The sequence below is a fragment of the Bradyrhizobium sp. SK17 genome (assembly GCF_002831585.1).
Lineage (GTDB): Bacteria > Pseudomonadota > Alphaproteobacteria > Rhizobiales > Xanthobacteraceae > Bradyrhizobium.
In genome coordinates, this window is the sequence record NZ_CP025113.1 from 3911194 (window position 1) to 3925146 (window position 13953).

The window sequence follows — 13953 nt, forward strand, 5'->3', positions numbered from 1 at the left end:
GCCGGGACGACAGCAGTGGTGCACCGCCACCAAGTTCATCTTGCGCTGCGGCAAAAAAAGCGCACACTCCAGGGGAACCCGGCAGCCTCTGGAGTAGCCCGCCATGTCACCCCAGACCATGCCTTCCGAGACCGACCTAGGTACCAGGAGCGCCGCTGAAGCCGGCCTCCTCGATAGGGCGGCGCAGGAGGAGGACGCGCGGCTCCGCAACGACATCCGCCTGCTGGGACGTGTGCTGGGCGACACCGTGCGGGACCAGGAGGGCGCCGACGCGTTCGACCTGGTCGAGCGCATCCGCCAGACCTCGGTCCGGTTCCACCGCGATGAGGACAAGCTGGCCCGGCGCGAGCTCGAGGGCATCCTCGACAGCATGTCGATCGCCGAGACGCTGCGGATCGTCCGCGCCTTCAGTTATTTCTCCCACCTCGCCAACATCGCCGAGGACCAGAACAACATCCGCCAGATGCGCAGCCTCGGCCCCAACGGGGCGCCGCGGCCGAGCACGCTGGAGCAGACCCTGGTCCATGCCCGTCAGGCCGGCATCAGCCCGGCCGACCTGCGCAGCTTCTTCAAGGGCGCGCTGGTCAGCCCGGTGCTGACAGCGCATCCGACCGAGGTCCGCCGCAAGAGCACGATGGACCGCGAGATGGAGATCGCCGATCTGCTCGATCGCCGCGAGCGGTTGCAGATGACGCCGGACGAGAGCGACGCCAGCGACGAGCAGCTTCGCCGCGCGGTGGTGACGCTGTGGCAGACCAATCTGCTGCGCCGGACCAAGCTGACCGTGCTCGACGAGGTCGCCAACGGCCTGTCGTTCTACGACTACACTTTCCTGCAGGAACTGCCGCGGCTGCATTGCGCGCTGGAGGACCGGCTGAACAAGGAAGTCGGCGAGGCCGGCGAGCTCGCCTCGTTCCTCAGGATGGGAAGCTGGATCGGCGGCGACCGCGACGGCAATCCGTTCGTGACGGCGGAGGTGATGCGCGGCACGCTGCGGCTGCAATCGAGCCGGGTGCTCAGCTTCTACCTCGAGGAACTGCACGCGCTCGGCGCCGAGCTGTCGCTCGCGGCCCATCTCGCCGATATCTCGGAGGAGTTGCGGGTCCTCGCCGAGCGTTCGCCGGACACCTCGCCGCATCGCAGCGGCGAGCCCTATCGTCTGGCGGTGTCGGGCATCTATGCGCGGTTAGCCGCCACCGCGATGCGGCTCGAGGTCGAGACCACGCGGCCGCCGGTCGGCAAGGCCGAGCCGTATGCGAGCGTCAGCGAGTTCCAGGCCGATCTCGACGTGCTCAACCGCTCACTGATCGCAAACAATTCCGGCGTCATCGCGCGCGGCCGGTTGCGGCAGTTGCGGCGGGCGGTGGATTGCTTCGGCTTCCATCTGGCGCGGCTCGACATCCGGCAGAACTCGGCGGTGCATGAGCGCACCATCGCCGAGCTGTTCGACACCGCCAATCCCGGCATGTCCTACCTCGCGCTGGGCGAGGAGGCGCGCGTCAGCCTGCTGCTCGGCGAGTTGCGCAGCGCGCGGCCGCTGGCCTCGCCCTTCGTGAAATATTCCGAGGAGACCCAAAGCGAACTCGCCGTGTTCCGGGCCGCCGCCGAGGCGCATGGCAAGTTTGGTCCCGAGGTGATCTCGCAATGCATCATCTCGATGTGCAAGGGCATGTCCGACATGCTCGAGGTCGCGGTGCTGCTCAAGGAGGTCGGGCTCGTCAATCCGTCCGGCCGCAGCGCGATCAACATCGTGCCGCTGTTCGAGACCATCGAGGACCTGCAAGCTTCCAGCGGCATCATGGACCGGATGCTGGCGCTGCACGACTATCGCAGGCTGGTCGACAGTCTCGGCGGCGTCCAGGAAGTGATGCTCGGCTATTCCGACAGCAACAAGGATGGCGGCTTCGTCACCTCGGGCTGGGAGCTCTACAAGGCCGAGATCGGCCTGGTCGAGGTGTTCGAGCGCCACGGCATGCGGCTGCGGCTGTTCCACGGCCGCGGCGGCTCGGTCGGCCGCGGCGGCGGGCCGAGCTATGACGCGATCATCGCGCAGCCCGGCGGCGCGGTGAACGGCCAGATCCGCATCACCGAGCAGGGCGAGATCATCTCCTCGAAATATTCCAATGCCGAGGTCGGCCGCAGCAATCTGGAGATCCTCGCCGCGGCGACGCTGGAAACCAGCCTGTTGCAGCCGCGACAGAGCGCGCCGCGTCCGGAATATCTCAAGGCGATGGAGGAAATCTCCGCGCTCGCCTTCAAGGCCTATCGCGGGCTCGTCTATGAGACGCCGGGATTTGCCGATTACTTCTGGGGCTCGACCGTCATCAACGAGATCGCGACCTTGAACATCGGCAGCCGTCCGGCCTCGCGCAAGAAGACCCGCGAGATCGAGGACCTGCGCGCGATTCCGTGGGTGTTCTCCTGGGCGCAATGCCGGCTGATGCTGCCGGGCTGGTACGGCTTCGGTGCCGCGGTCGAGACCTGGATCGCGGAGCATCCGGAGCAGGGCATGCCGTTCCTGCAGGAGCTCTACAAGGAGTGGCCGTTCTTCCGCACGCTGCTCTCCAACATGGACATGGTGCTGGCGAAGAGCTCGATCGCGATCGCCTCGCGCTATGCCGAGCTGGTGCCGGACGTCGCGCTGCGCGAGAAGATATTCGGCCAGATCCGCCGCGAATGGCATTTGTCGATCGAGACGCTGCTCGACATCATGGGCCACGACCGGCTGCTGCAAGGCAACCCGCTGCTGGAGCGCGGCATCCGCAACCGCTTCCCCTACATGGACCCGCTCAACCACGTGCAGGTCGAGCTGTTGAAGGAGCATCGCGCGCAGAACCCGGACGAGCAGGTGCTGCGCGGGATTCAGATCACGATCAACGGGATCTCGGCGGGGTTGAGAAATAGCGGTTAAGCACCACTGTCGTCCCGGCCTTCGCCGGGACGACGGCTAGATCAGCAATTGTGCGCGCCCCGCGTCTCCACATACACCGCATAGAGCGATTGGCTCGCGGTCATGAACAGGCGGTTGCGCTTCCTGCCGCCGAAGGTGAGGTTGGCGCAGGTCTCCGGCAGCAGGATCTGGCCGATGCGTTGACCGTCGGGCGCGAACACCTGGACGCCGTCATAGCCCGGTCCGACCCAGCCGGCGCCGACCCAGATGTTGCCGTCGATGTCGACCCGCATGCCGTCCGGGAAGCCCGACTTGCCGTCCAGCGTCATGTCGATCAGCGTGCGCGGATTGGAGAGCTTGTCGCCGTTGAGGTCGTACTGCCAGACGATGTTCTTGGCGTTCGGATAATGCGTGATGCCGGTGTCGCAGACATAGACCTTCTTGTAATCGTGGCTGAAGGCGATGCCGTTCGGCTTGAACGGTTCGTCGCAGACCTTGGTGATCTGTCCGGTCGACGCATCGATGCGGTAGACGGCTTCCTTCTGGAAGGGCTGGACCGAGCCGGTGTTGGCGCGCTGGCCCTCATAGATCGAGACCGCGCCATAGCCGGGATCGGTGAACCAGATCGACTTGTCGTTGGGATGCACGACCATGTCGTTCGGCCCGTTGAGCTGCTTGCCATTGGCCTGCTCCGCCAATGAGGTGACGGTTCCGTCGTGCTCGTAGCGCACCAGCCGGGTGCGCTCGGCGGTGATCTGCCGGCCCTCGAAGTCGAAGGTCGAGCCGTTGGCCTCGTTCGACGGCTTGTGGAACTGCTCGGAGATGTGGCCGTCATCGTCGAGATAGCGCAACTGGCGGTTGGCCGGGATGTCGCTCCACACCAGGTACTGGCCTTGCGCGTTCCAGGCCGGGCCTTCCGCCCACAGGCAGCCGGTGTAGAGCCGCTTGATCGCGGTGTTGCCGACCTTGGCCTTGAAGCGCTTGTCGTCGATCACGACGATGTCGGGATCAGGATAACGCTGCGGCTCCGCGTTGCGGCCGTAGTCGCGCGCCGATGCATCGGATGCAGCCATCGCGGTCGCAGCAAGCGCGGTTGCGCCGCGCAAGATCGTTCGACGGTCGAACGCCTTCGTTCCGTCGGCCTCGTGCTTCAATGTGTTGCTTGGATTCGTCACGAAGTCCTCCCAGGCTTTTTGTTATGGGGAGGACGATCATGCGCCCGCAATTCGGGCACAATGCGGGCACGCTGTGAAGAAACAACCAAAGAGTGTGTCGCCCCCGCGGCTTCGCGGAGGCGACTTTTCATAAAACTGTCAGATCGAAACCGAAATCCTCAGATCGGATCCCAGGTGAACACGTCGGCCGAGCGGTCGAGCTTGGCGAACGATCCCTTCAGCGCCGGCATGCCGTGCTCGGCAATGGTCTCCGGCGTCCAGCCTTCGCCGCGATGCACCGAGCGCACCGGACGATGCTGGCCGAACAGGAAGATCTCGTTCATGCGCACGCCGAAGATCTGCCCGGTGACGTCCTTGGCGGCGTCCGACAGCAGATAGGCGCAGACCGGCGCGATCTTCTCCGGGCCCATCTGCTTGATCTTCTCGACACGCGCCTTCTCGGCGTCGGTCTCGGTCGGGATGGTGCCGATCATGCGGGTCCAGGCGAACGGCGACACGCAGTTCGAGCGCACGTTGAAGCGGCCCATGTCGAGCGCGATCGACTTCGACAGCCCGACGATGCCGAGCTTGGCGGCGGCGTAGTTGGCCTGGCCGTAATTGCCGATCAGGCCGGAGGTCGAGGTGAAGTGCACGAACGCGCCCGACTCCTGCTCGCGATAGATCCGCGCCGCGGCATGGCTGACATAGAACGAGCCCATCAGGTGCACCTTGATGACGGCCTCGAAGGCTTCCACGCTCATCTTGTGGAAGATCATGTCGCGCAGGATGCCGGCATTGTTGACGACGCCGTCGAGCCGGCCGAAATGATCGGTCGCGGTCTTCACGATCTTGCTGGCCGGGATGGCTTCCGCCACCGACTCGAAGTTGGCGACCGCGGTGCCGCCGCGCTTCTTGATCTCCTCGACCACCTCCTCGGCGGGCGCCGCGCTGGAGCCGCCGCCGTCGGCCGCGCCGCCGGGATCGTTGACCACGACCTTGGCGCCTTCCGCCGCGCAGAGCAGCGCGATCTCGCGGCCGATGCCGCGGCCCGCGCCGGTGACGATGATGACTTTGTCTTGCAGTGATTTTGCCATGTGGGTTTCTCCTTGTTGCTGCCCGTCATTCCGGGGCGATGCGTCAGCATCGAACCCGGAATCTCGAGGTTCCGGGTTCGCGCTTCGCGCGCCCCGGAACGACGGGTTGGGTTACTTCTCGTTCGTAAAGATGATCGTGCCACTCGCGGCGAACATGCCGCCGACGCCGTGGCAGACCGAGATCTTGGCGTTCGGCACCTGCGCCGGCGCGATGCCGCGCATCTGCCGCACGCTCTCCTGCAACGCATACATGCCGTACATGCCGGAGTGCATGTAGCTCAACCCGCCGCCATTGGTGTTGAGCGGCAGCTTGCCGCCGGGGCGGGTGTTGCCATCGGCGATGAACTTGCCGGTTTCCTCATGGGGCATGAAGCCGAGGTCGCCGAGGCCGTACAGCGGCAGGTGCGCGAAGGCGTCGTAGATCATCAGGTGATCGACGTCCTTGTGGGTGATGCCGGCCTCCTTGAAGGCGAGGGGGCCCGCCACCTTGAAGGCGCGCGACGAGTCGAAGGTCTTCATCTGGCTGACCATCGGCGTTTCGACGCTCTCGCCGGTGCCGAGGATGTAGACCGGCTTGCGCGGAAAATCCTTGGCGCGGTCGGCCGAGGTCAGGATCAGCGCGCCGCCGCCGTCGGTGACGAGGCAGCATTGCAGCAGCCGGAACGGATAGGCGATCATCCGCGAGTTCAAGACGTCGGCGACCGTGATCGGGTCCTTCATGGTGGCGCGCGGGTTCTTCGCCGCCCATTCGCGCTGCACCACGGCGACCATCGCGAGCTGCTCATGGGTGATGCCGTGCGTCTTCATGAAGCGCAGCACCGGAATCGGGAACATGCTCGGCGGCCCGTAGACGCCGAACGGCGATTCGAACTGGCCGTTGAGGCTGTCGGGCGCGGTGAAGCGCGGTTGCTTGCCGATCATCGACTTGCCGCTCTCGGCATGGGTGATCAGCACGGTCTTGCACAGGCCGGCCTCGATCGCAGCCGCGGCGTGGCGGACATGCAGCATGAAGGAGCAGCCGCCGACCGAGGTGCCGTCGACCCAGGTCGGCGTGATGCCGAGATAGTGCGCCATCTGCTGCGGGGTCTCGACCGCGGTGGCGAAGCCGTCGATGTCCGACAGCTTCAGGCCGGCGTCCGCGATCGCGTTCAGCGCCGCGTCCGCGTGCAGCTGGATCTGCGACATGTTGGGGATGACGCCGAGCTCGGTGGTTTCGGCCGCACCGACGACGGCAACCTGGTTCCTGCGCATCGTGTTAGCCCTTTGCCGGACGGAACAAGGGAAGGGTGATCTTGTCGTCGAGCGCCTCGAAGGCGACCTCGAGCGGCATGTCGAGCTCGAGCGCTTCCGGCGTCTGCGGGCAATCGATGATGTTGCTCATCATGCGCGGGCCTTCGTCGAGCTCGACGATGGCGATCGCATATGGCGGCGTGAAACCGGGCGCGGCGGGACGATGATTGATCACGTAGCTGTACAGCTTGCCCTTGCCGGTGGCCTTGAACACCGAAACCTTGCGCGAGGCGCAGGAGGGGCAGAACGGCCGCGGCGGAAAGTAGACATTGGCGCAGGCGTCACAGCGCTGCAGGCGCAGTTCGCCGGCCTTGGTGCCATCCCAGAAATGCTGGGTTTCAGGTGTCGGTTTTGGTTTCGCGCGCGCGGGTTCGGCCATGACTGAATGTTTCCTCCCGAAATCGTTCCAGTCTTGATGCGCCATCGGACCGAGGCCCGTCAACGGTCCATCCATGCCCCGCGCAGCGGCCTGTGTCCGGCGCATGCCGCATATTCCGCCCCTCGCACAATTGCTAAGGCCGCGATGCTTGTGTCGCCTCGATCCGGCGCGTAGAAGGGCCGCGTCCAACACAGCTGCAAGACACGTCCAAGATACGTCCATATCTGTCCAGGACACGTCCAAGGTACCCGGGAGGAATAATATCATGCTGAGGATCATCGGCGCGGCACTCGCTGCCAGCCTCGCATTTGCCACGCAGGCAATCGCCGCCGACGCACCGTCGGAGATCAAGATCGGCACGCTGTACGCGTCCTCCGGGCGCTACGCCTCGATCTCGATGCCGGTCTACAGTTCGCTGAAATTGTGGGTCGAGCAGAAGAACGCCGAGGGCGGCGTCTTCGTGAAGGCGTTCGACAAGAAGCTCCCGATCAAGCTTGTCTCCTATGACGACCAGAGCAACACCGCGACCGCCGCGACGCTGTATAACCAGCTCATCACCCAGGATAAGGTCGACCTGCTGGTCGCCGATTCCGGATCGGTGCTGACGGCGCCCGCGGTCGCGATCGCGCGCGATCGCAAGATGTTTCTGTTCGACCAGACCGGAACCGGCGCGAGCTTCTTCTCCAAGGACAATCCCTACATCGCGCTGATGGCCGACCCGGTGTCGACGGTGTGGCCGAAGCCGGTCGCCGATTTCATCAGCCATGACGGCCCGGGCCTCGGCATCAAGAAGGTCGCGATCCTCTACGCGACCAACGAGTTCACCGGCACCCAGGCCAACGCGTTCCGCAAGTTCGTCAAGGAGTCCGGCGCGCCGATCGAGATCGTCTACGACCAGGGCGTTCCGACCGAGACCACCAACTACAACGTGATCATCAACAACATCAGCAAGACCAATCCCGATGCGGTGATCCATTTCGGCTACGCGCCGAACGACATCGCCTTCCTGCGCAACGTCCAGGACGTCGGCACCAAGTTCAAGATGCTGTTTGCGATCTATGCCGGCCTCGAGACCGAGCTGCTGGAGAAGAATGTCGGCGCCAAGGGGCTGGAGCACATCTGGACCTATGTGCCGCCGTCCGAGCTGGATTATCCCGTCAATTTCGGGATGACCATGAAGGATTTCCGCGAAGCCTGGCTGAAGAAGTACAACGACGGCAAGATGGAGTTCGGCTTCAACGCGGTGGCCGGCTACACCACGGCGCTGGTGATCGAGAAGACGCTGTCGGTTGCGACCAGCCTCGACCAGATGGAGCTGCGCCGCGCCGTGTTCTCGCTCAGCGGCCAGCTCAAGACCCTGGACGGCACCTTCGCGCTGGACGAGACCGGCGGCCAGATCGGCGAACTGACGCCGCTCGGCCAGCTCACGGTCGACGAGCACGACCACATCAAGTTCGTCTCGATCTATCCGCATGAGACCGCCACCGGCAAGCCGATCTATCCGGCGCCGTGATGCGGTTCACGGTAGACTATCGCATATGGGCTCGATCTCCCCACAAGCTCCGTCATGCCCGGCCTTGTGCCGGGCATCCACGTCTTGGTTTCCGCGTGAGAGAGACGTGGATGGCCGGGACAAGCCTGGTCATGACGAACGTGGGCGGCGGGCGCTAGCATGACCTATGCGCTCGTTGCCGGCGTGCTGTTCGGGCTGTATTTCAGCCTGGTCGGCATCGGTCTCAACCTCGTGTTCGGCGTCATGCGCATCGTCAATCTTGCGCATGGCGACATCCTGATGCTCGGCGCCTTCATCGCGTTCGGCGTGGTCGGCATCGCCGGGATCGACCCGCTGTTCGCGGTGCCGCTGGCCTTCGTGGTCTTCGTGCTGGCGGGCGTGCTGCTGTACTGGGTGCTGGTGCCGCGGCTGCAAGGCTCGGCCAATCCGGAAATGCTGTCGATCATCCTGTTCTTCGGCCTGTCGCAGGTGATCGAGGCGGTGACCACGATCTTCGCCGGCACCAGCGAGCGCTCGATCCAGAGCCGGCTGCTCGGCACCGTGTTCTCGACCATCAAGGTCAAGCTGTTCGGCGGCAAGGCCGGTGGAGCAGGGCCGATCGAGATCTTCGGCCAGGGCTTTCCCGCGCCGTGGGTGATCGCGGCGATCACGAGCCTCGTCGCGATCGCGCTGGTGTACCTCTATCTCTACCACACGCGGCTCGGCACCCTGACCCGCGCGGTGATGTCACGCCGTGACGAGGCCCTGGCCACCGGCATCGATGTCGATCGCGTCTCGGCCGCGGCGTTCGGCATCGGGCTCGGCATCGCGGCCGTCGCCGGCGTGTTCGCGCCCTTCATGTTCGGCTCGGTGACGCCGGCCTTCGGTGCGGACGCGACGGTGACGTCGTTTGCGATCGTCGTGCTCGGCTCGCTCGGCAACCCGCTGGGCACCGCGCTCGGCGGCGTCGTCTATGGCCTCTGCTACATGCTGGTGCAGACCTATCTCAGTTCCTGGGCCGACCTGCTGCCCTATGTGTTGTTGATCGTGATCCTGTTGTTGCGCCCGAGCGGTCTGCTCGGAAGGCGGGTGCGCGTTGCATAACGCCTCGAAACACCTGCTGTTCATCCTGGTGCCGCTGGTGGTGGTGTTCGCACTGCTGCCCGGCGTCTATCAAAACCATCTGCTGCTGTTCAACTTCGTGATCTTCCTGATCCTCGCGCAGGGCGTGAACATCATCTATGGCTTCACCGGTTATCTGCCGTTCGGCTATGTCGGCTTCTTCGGGGCCGGGGCCTACGGCTTTGCCATCATGGTGATGCACCTCCAGACGCCGGCGCCGCTCGCGGTGCTGGTCGGCGGCCTCGTCGCGGTCGCGCTCGGTCTGTTGCTGACGCCGCTGCTGCGGCTGTCGGGTGCGTATTTCGCGATCGCCAACCTCGCGGCCGCGCTCGCGGTGCTGCACTTCGTCGCCAACCCGGCGCTGGAGGGAATCACCAAGGGACCATACGGCGTGTCGCTCACCGGCACGTTCAATCCGACCCACGCCTACTACGCCGCGGTCGTGGTGATGGCGCTGACGGTCGGCGCGGTGGTGTATCTGAAGAACTCGCCGTTCGGCCTTGCATTGCAGGCCGTGCGCGAGGATGCGGTGTCGGCGTCGATGGCCGGCGTCAACATCATCAAGATGCGGGTGATCGCCTGGCTCGCCTCGGCATTGGTCGCGGGCCTCGCCGGCGGCATCTACGCCTGGTACGTCTCGGTGTTCTACCCCGACAACGTGTTCTCCGGCGAGTTCTCGATCTTCGCCATCGTGTTCGCGCTGTTCGGTGGCGTCGCCACCATCACCGGACCGATCGTCGGCGTGCTGATCCTCTACGGCATCTACAATCTGATCGGTTTCACCACGCCGCAATATTTCCAGCTGATCTATGGCCTGTTGATCATGGGACTGGTGCTGTTCCTGCCCGCAGGGCTGGTGTCGCTGGCAACGCGCAGGGGGTGGCATGTCCCCTGAGAAGACCCCCATCCTCAAGGTCTCGAAGCTGGTCAAGCGCTTCGGCGGCTTCCACGCGCTCGACGGCCTGAGCTTCCACGTCGTTCCCGGCGAGATCCTTGGGCTCGTCGGCCCGAACGGCTCCGGCAAGACCACGGCGATCAACGTGATCTCGGGCCTCTATGCGCCCGATGGCGGCGAGGTGGTGTTCGACGGCGCGTCCTCCGGCGGCATTGCCTCGCACCGGCTGGTTCACCGCGGCATCAACCGCACCTTCCAGGTGCCAAAGCCGTTTCTGTCGCTCACGGTGCGCGAGAACATCCAGGTGGCGCTGGCCTATGGCGGCGCCACCGGCACGCCGCCCTCGATCGCCGAATTGCTCGAGGAGTACAGGCTGAAGGAGGTCGCCGACCGTCCGGCCGCCGATCTCAACAGCGCGCAGCAGAAGATGCTCGACCTCACCCGCGCGCTGGCGACGCGGCCGCGGCTGCTGCTGCTCGACGAGCTCGCGGCCGGCCTCAACCCTGCCGAGCTCGACTGGATCGCCGGCCGCATCAAGGCGCTGGCCGCGACCGGCATGGCTGTTATCGTGGTCGAGCATCTGATGGGATTCATCGAGCAGATCACCGACCGCGTCATCGTGCTCAATGCGGGCAAGGAGATTTTCGAGGGCACGCTTGCGACCGCGGTGCGCGAGCCGCAGGTGATCGAGGTGTTCCTGGGAGGCGAGCATGCCCACTGACACGGCTTCGCTTCTCGACGCCAAGGGCGTCGATGCCGGCTACGGCACCATGCAGGTGTTGTGGGGCGTCGATCTCGACGTCCGCTCCGGCGAGACCGTGCTGCTGCTCGGCGCCAACGGCGCCGGGAAGACCACCTTCCTGAAATCGCTGGTCGGCCTGATCGAGGCCCGCAGCGGCCAGATCAGGCTCGGCGGCGAAGACATCACCAGGATGCGTTCGTCGGACCGCATGAAGCGCGGCATGACCTACATGTCCGAGCTTGCGGTGTTTCCCGACCTGTCGATCGAGGAGAACATCCGCGTCGGCGCGCAGGCGCTGGGCCATGCCAATCCAGGCGCGCGGGTCGACGAACTGTACGGCCTGTTTCCGGTGCTGCGCGACAAGCGCCGCGATCCGGCCTCCAGCCTGTCCGGCGGCCAGCGCAAGATGCTCGGCATCGCCAAGGCGCTGTCGGCGGAGCCGAAGCTCTTGGTCATGGACGAGCCCTCGGCCGGGCTGTCGCCGCTGTTCGTCAAGGAAGTGCTGCGGGCGCTGTCGAGCCTGCAAGGCCGCGGGCTGGCGCTTCTGATCGCCGAGCAGAATATCGGCTTCCTGGAGATCGCCACCCGTGTCTTCGTGCTGGAAGGCGGCCGCATCCGCTTCTCCGGCACCGTTGCGGAAATGAGCGGCAATGAGGAGCTGCACAAGGCCTATTTCGGATTGAAGTAATCGCGACGCCGGGGACGGGCATCGACGATCTGGAAATCGGCCCCGGTTCGCGCAACAATCAAGTGGAAGCGGTGAGAGCCGCGACGTCCAAGCCTTGAAGTGAGAGCCATGCCCAGCAATCCGACACTCGCCTCCCTTGCCGCCGATCTCGCCAGCGGCGCGACCTCCGCCCGCAAGCTCGTCGAGCAGTGCATCGCCCGGATCGCCGATCCCGCCGGCGAGGGCCAGCGCACCTTCATCCATGTCGACCGCGACGCGGCGCTGGAAGCCGCCGACGCGATGGACCGGCTGCGCAAGGCCAACGCCGCGCCGTCGCCGTTTGCCGGCATTCCCATCTCGATCAAGGACCTGTTCGACATCAAGGGGCAGGTGACCCGCGCCGGCTCCCGGGCGCTGGAGGATTCCGCGCCGGCGGATGCCGATGCGCCTGCCGTGGCACGGCTGAAGCGCGCCGGCTTCATCGTGATCGGCCGCACCAACATGACCGAGTTCGCCTATTCCGGTATCGGCATCAACCCGCATTACGGCACGCCGAAGAGTGCCTGGAATCGGAGCGCGGGCCATGTGCCCGGCGGCTCGTCCTCGGGCGCCGCGGTGTCGATCGCCGACGGCATGGCGTTCGGCGCGCTCGGCACCGACACCGGCGGCTCCTGCCGGATTCCCGCGGCGTTCAACGGCATCGTCGGCTACAAGCCGACGCAGCGGCGGATTCCGCTCGATGGCGGCGTGCCGCTGTCGTTCAGCTTGGACAGCTACGGCCCGCTGGCCAATTCGGTGGCCTGCTGCGCCGTGCTCGACGCGGTGCTGGCCGACCAGCCGGTGACACCGCTTGCCCCGCGCCCCGTGAAGGGCATGCGGCTCGCGGTGCCGACCACGGTCGCGCTCGACGACCTCGATGATGCCGTCGCGAAGACCTTCGAGCGTGCGCTGGCGGCGCTGTCGCGCGCCGGTGCGCTGATCGAGCGGATCGAGGTGCCTGAGTTTCTTGATGTCGGCGTGATGAACGCCAAGGGCGGCTTCTCAGCGGCCGAGAGCTATGCCTGGCATCGCTTCCTGCTCGCCAGCAAGGGCGACATCTACGACCCGCGGGTCGCGGTGCGCATCCAGCGTGGCGAGGGATTCCTCGCCGCCGACTACATCGACCTGCTCAATGCCCGCCGCTCCTTCATCGCGCGCACCGAGGCGCGGATCGCGCCCTATGATGCGCTGGTGCTGCCGACCACGGCGAACCTGCCTCCGACCATTGCAGCTCTCGCCGACGACAAGGCGTTCGCCACCGAGAACCTGCGCGCGCTGCGCAACCCTTCGCTGATCAACACGCTCGATGGCTGCGCCATCTCGCTGCCGGCGCATCGCGAGGGCGAGGCCCCGGTCGGCCTGATGCTCGCCGCCGCGGGCGGTTCGGATCGCCGTATCTTCGAGCTTGCGGCCGGAATGGAGACCGTCATCCGTGTTTGATCTCACCTTCAATGTCGACGACAAGGGCGTCGCGACGCCGCTGACGCTGGAAATCCGGCAGGCCGTGATCGCCGGCTGGACCGGCCGCGATCCGGTGGCGCGCGACAAGCACATCGCCGAGCTCGAAGCACTCGGCATCGCCCGGCCCGCGACCACGCCGATCTATTACCGCTGCTCGGCGCGCCGGCTGACCTTCGCCGATACCATCGAGGTCTGCGGCGAGGACTCCAGCGGCGAGGTCGAGTTCGTCCTGATCGGCTGGCAGGGCCGCATCTTCGTCGGCTGCGGCTCGGACCATACCGACCGCAAGGTCGAGAGCTACAGCGTCACGGTGTCGAAGCAGATGTGCGACAAGCCGGTCGCGTCCGAGCTCTGGGAGCTCGAGGACGTCATCGGCCACTGGGACCGGCTGACCTTGCGCTCCTGGGCCACGATCGGCGGCGAACGCGTGCTCTACCAGGAGGGCACCCTCGACCACATGTTGCCGGTCAAGGACCTGATCGCGCGCGGCTTCGACGGCGGCGCGCTGCCCGATGGCTGCGCCATGTTCGGCGGCACCTTCGCCGCCAAGGGCGGCATCCGCCCCGCCAGCCGCTTCGAGTTCGAGCTGGAAGACCCGGTGCTGAAGCGCAAGATCAGCCACGGCTATGACGTGGTGACCTTGCCGGTGCGGGGCTGAATTCCTTCCGCGCGCGCGTTCATAGAGCCGACCGATACTCTCCCCACGCGTCGTCCCGGCGAAGGCCGGG

12 protein-coding genes are annotated in these 13953 nt (G+C 65.7%); 8 read left to right on the plus strand and 4 right to left on the minus strand.

The genetic code is table 11. From position 1 onward, the window contains the following. The first annotated feature begins 103 nt into the window (after positions 1 to 103). On the plus strand, positions 104 to 2911 hold the full coding sequence (gene ppc, locus CWS35_RS18000) for a phosphoenolpyruvate carboxylase (protein ID WP_100952849.1): 2808 nt from the start codon (positions 104 to 106) through the stop codon (positions 2909 to 2911). Between the two features lie 41 nt (positions 2912 to 2952). Here ppc and CWS35_RS18005 read toward each other — a convergent pair whose 3' ends face one another. From CWS35_RS18005 to CWS35_RS18020, 4 genes are all read right to left on the minus strand, one after another. After that, positions 2953 to 4065, minus strand: a complete 1113-nt coding sequence (locus CWS35_RS18005) for an SMP-30/gluconolactonase/LRE family protein (protein WP_024579397.1) — start codon at positions 4063 to 4065, stop codon at positions 2953 to 2955. 158 nt (positions 4066 to 4223) lie between these two features. Then, positions 4224 to 5138 carry an SDR family oxidoreductase gene (locus tag CWS35_RS18010; protein ID WP_024579398.1) on the minus strand — a complete coding sequence of 305 codons (915 nt, stop codon included), beginning with the start codon at positions 5136 to 5138 and terminating at the stop codon, positions 4224 to 4226. Between the two features lie 111 nt (positions 5139 to 5249). Then, positions 5250 to 6389, minus strand: a complete 1140-nt coding sequence (locus CWS35_RS18015) for a thiolase (RefSeq protein ID WP_024579399.1) — start codon at positions 6387 to 6389, stop codon at positions 5250 to 5252. Positions 6390 to 6393: 4 nt separating this feature from the next. Then, on the minus strand, positions 6394 to 6807 hold the full coding sequence (locus tag CWS35_RS18020; protein WP_024579400.1) for a Zn-ribbon domain-containing OB-fold protein: 414 nt from the start codon (positions 6805 to 6807) through the stop codon (positions 6394 to 6396). A gap of 265 nt (positions 6808 to 7072) precedes the next feature. On the opposite strand from CWS35_RS18020, the gene CWS35_RS18025 reads away from it, so the two are divergent. The 7 genes from CWS35_RS18025 (at position 7073) to CWS35_RS18055 (ending at position 13883) form a co-directional block, all read left to right on the plus strand. After that, complete coding sequence (locus CWS35_RS18025) at positions 7073 to 8320, plus strand: amino acid ABC transporter substrate-binding protein (RefSeq protein ID WP_024579401.1); 1248 nt, start codon at positions 7073 to 7075, stop codon at positions 8318 to 8320. A gap of 159 nt (positions 8321 to 8479) precedes the next feature. Next, positions 8480 to 9403: a branched-chain amino acid ABC transporter permease gene (locus CWS35_RS18030; RefSeq protein ID WP_100952851.1), complete on the plus strand. Its 924-nt coding sequence runs from the start codon at positions 8480 to 8482 to the stop codon at positions 9401 to 9403. After that, positions 9396 to 10316, plus strand: coding sequence for a branched-chain amino acid ABC transporter permease (locus tag CWS35_RS18035; RefSeq protein WP_100952853.1), 921 nt, complete (start codon positions 9396 to 9398; stop codon positions 10314 to 10316). The genes CWS35_RS18030 and CWS35_RS18035 overlap by 8 nt, the downstream gene beginning before the upstream one ends. Beyond that, complete coding sequence (locus tag CWS35_RS18040) at positions 10306 to 11037, plus strand: ABC transporter ATP-binding protein (protein ID WP_100952861.1); 732 nt, start codon at positions 10306 to 10308, stop codon at positions 11035 to 11037. The genes CWS35_RS18035 and CWS35_RS18040 overlap by 11 nt, the downstream gene beginning before the upstream one ends. Next, positions 11027 to 11746, plus strand: a complete 720-nt coding sequence (locus CWS35_RS18045; RefSeq protein WP_100952863.1) for an ABC transporter ATP-binding protein — start codon at positions 11027 to 11029, stop codon at positions 11744 to 11746. Before CWS35_RS18040 ends, CWS35_RS18045 begins: the two co-directional genes overlap by 11 nt. A gap of 108 nt (positions 11747 to 11854) precedes the next feature. Then, a complete protein-coding gene (locus CWS35_RS18050) occupies positions 11855 to 13204 on the plus strand; it encodes an amidase (RefSeq protein WP_024579406.1) in 1350 nt (449 codons plus the stop codon). Next, entirely contained in the window at positions 13197 to 13883 is a 687-nt protein-coding gene (locus CWS35_RS18055) for a DUF2848 domain-containing protein (RefSeq protein WP_100952865.1), read from the plus strand. The genes CWS35_RS18050 and CWS35_RS18055 overlap by 8 nt, the downstream gene beginning before the upstream one ends. Positions 13884 to 13953: the final 70 nt, after the last annotated feature.